The 2936-nt window shown below is 48.5% G+C and carries 1 tRNA gene and 2 rRNA genes; all 3 read left to right on the forward strand.

Features of this window, described 5'->3' with window-relative positions:
- Positions 1 to 1511, forward strand: a 16S ribosomal RNA gene (locus WS40_RS10270); the annotation flags it as partial.
- Positions 1512 to 1624: 113 nt separating this feature from the next.
- Positions 1625 to 1700: transfer RNA gene (locus tag WS40_RS10275), tRNA-Ala, on the forward strand.
- Between the two features lie 386 nt (positions 1701 to 2086).
- A 23S ribosomal RNA gene (locus tag WS40_RS10280) occupies positions 2087 to 2936 on the forward strand; the annotation flags it as partial.

Consider the following 2936-nt stretch of genomic DNA (forward strand, 5'->3'; position numbering starts at 1 on the left):
ATCCTGGCTCAGGACGAACGCTGGCGGCGTGCCTAACACATGCAAGTCGAACGGAACTGTTTTGAAAGATTTCTTCGGAATGAATTTGATTTAGTTTAGTGGCGGACGGGTGAGTAACGCGTGAGTAACCTGCCTTCAAGAGGGGGATAACATTCTGAAAAGAATGCTAATACCGCATGACATATCGGAACCACATGGTTCTGATATCAAAGATTTTATCGCTTGAAGATGGACTCGCGTCCGATTAGTTAGTTGGTGAGGTAACGGCTCACCAAGACCGCGATCGGTAGCCGGACTGAGAGGTTGAACGGCCACATTGGGACTGAGACACGGCCCAGACTCCTACGGGAGGCAGCAGTGGGGGATATTGCGCAATGGGGGCAACCCTGACGCAGCAACGCCGCGTGAAGGATGAAGGTTTTCGGATTGTAAACTTCTTTTATTAAGGACGAAAAATGACGGTACTTAATGAATAAGCTCCGGCTAACTACGTGCCAGCAGCCGCGGTAATACGTAGGGAGCAAGCGTTGTCCGGATTTACTGGGTGTAAAGGGTGCGTAGGCGGCTTTGCAAGTCAGATGTGAAATCTATGGGCTCAACCCATAAACTGCATTTGAAACTGTAGAGCTTGAGTGAAGTAGAGGCAGGCGGAATTCCCCGTGTAGCGGTGAAATGCGTAGAGATGGGGAGGAACACCAGTGGCGAAGGCGGCCTGCTGGGCTTTAACTGACGCTGAGGCACGAAAGCGTGGGTAGCAAACAGGATTAGATACCCTGGTAGTCCACGCTGTAAACGATGATTACTAGGTGTGGGGGGTCTGACCCCTTCCGTGCCGGAGTTAACACAATAAGTAATCCACCTGGGGAGTACGGCCGCAAGGTTGAAACTCAAAGGAATTGACGGGGGCCCGCACAAGCAGTGGAGTATGTGGTTTAATTCGAAGCAACGCGAAGAACCTTACCAGGTCTTGACATCCGATGCATAGCACAGAGATGTGTGAAATCCTTCGGGACATCGAGACAGGTGGTGCATGGTTGTCGTCAGCTCGTGTCGTGAGATGTTGGGTTAAGTCCCGCAACGAGCGCAACCCTTGCTATTAGTTGCTACGCAAGAGCACTCTAATAGGACTGCCGTTGACAAAACGGAGGAAGGTGGGGACGACGTCAAATCATCATGCCCCTTATGACCTGGGCTACACACGTACTACAATGGATGTAAACAGAGGGAAGCAAGACAGTGATGTGGAGCAAACCCCTAAAAACATTCTCAGTTCAGATTGCAGGCTGCAACCCGCCTGCATGAAGATGGAATTGCTAGTAATCGCGGATCAGCATGCCGCGGTGAATACGTTCCCGGGCCTTGTACACACCGCCCGTCACACCATGGGAGCCGGTAATACCCGAAGTCAGTAGTCCAACCTCGTGAGGACGCTGCCGAAGGTAGGATTGGCGACTGGGGTGAAGTCGTAACAAGGTAGCCGTATCGGAAGGTGCGGCTGGATCACCTCCTTTCTATGGAGACCAAATCAGATGAAACAAGCTGATTTAAATTCCAAGGTCAGCATTACGAAAGATTTCTTTTCAAAACTCGTTGTTTAATTTTCAGGGTCCTGCCCGAGATATACGGGGGTATAGCTCAGCTGGGAGAGCACCTGCTTTGCAAGCAGGGGGTCAGCGGTTCGATCCCGCTTATCTCCACCAATAAGAATAGCCGAGGTTCGTAGCCCAAAAATAACGACCGGCGAGGACTAAGATGTGAAAATCACGCAAGTGATTGAAACATGTTAGACGAGTGGGAGTTATTTGAGGAGAAGCGAAGAACAACGAGGCTTGACATCATCAAGTCTAAAATCTCTTCTAAAAAGCACCTTGAAAACTGAATAAAGAAGCAGATAAAGCGAGAAAAGTATTAGTTATACAGGTAAACAAACTCAAATGATAATTTGAATGCGTAAACCATAGGTAAAAAATACTACAATTAAGCTTAAGGGTAATAAGAAGATTAGTTAATAAACTAAAGGCTTATTAAACTGCGAAAAGAGTAATTAACATTACAAGAAAAAGAAGAACCAAAGATATCTCATAATGGTCAAGCTACAAAGAGCACAAGGGGAATGCCTTGGCACCGAGAGCCGAAGAAGGACGTGACTAACTGCGATAAGCTGCGGGGAGCCGTAAGTAGGCTTTGATCCGCAGATTTCCGAATGGAGCAATCCGGCAAGAGGAAAGTCTTGTCATCATATACTGAATACATAGGTATATGAGGGGAACCGCCTGAACTGAAACATCTAAGTAGGGCGAGGAAGAGAAATCAACTGAGATTCCGTAAGTAGTGGCGAGCGAACGCGGAAGAGGCCAAACCGAGAGTAGTAATACTTTCGGGGTTCGGACAGAATACGGCATTGTAAAGGTTTAGTGGAATGGAATGGGAAGTCCAACCGAAGAAGGTGAGAGTCCTGTACACGAAAAGCCTGAACAGCCATCTGTATCCAGAGTACCGCCGGACACGTGAAACCCGGTGGGAATATGGGGGGACCATCCTCCAAGCCTAAATACTACTCGGTGACCGATAGTGAAGAAGTACTGTGAAGGAAAGGTGAAAAGTACCCCTGACGGGGAGTGAAAAAGAACCTGAAACCTTGTGTTTACAAGCACCGAAAGCTCATCAAAGAGCGATCGGGTACCTTTTGTAGAATGGTCCGGCGAGTGAATGTAACCGGCGAGGTTAAGCACTTAAGGTGTGAAGCCGCAGCGAGAGCAAGTCTGAATAGGGCGTATGAAGTCGGTTGTATTCGACCCGAAACCGGGTGACCTACCCATGGTCAGGTTGAAGTAAAGGTAAAACTTTATGGAGGACCGAACCGACTCCCGTTGAAATGGTAGCGGATGAACTGTGGGTAGCGGAGAAATTCCAATCGAACCCGGAGATAGCTGGTT

It is taken from the genome of Ruminococcus sp. N15.MGS-57, assembly GCF_000980385.1.
In the GTDB taxonomy this organism is placed as follows: domain Bacteria; phylum Bacillota; class Clostridia; order Oscillospirales; family Ruminococcaceae; genus Hominimerdicola; species Hominimerdicola aceti.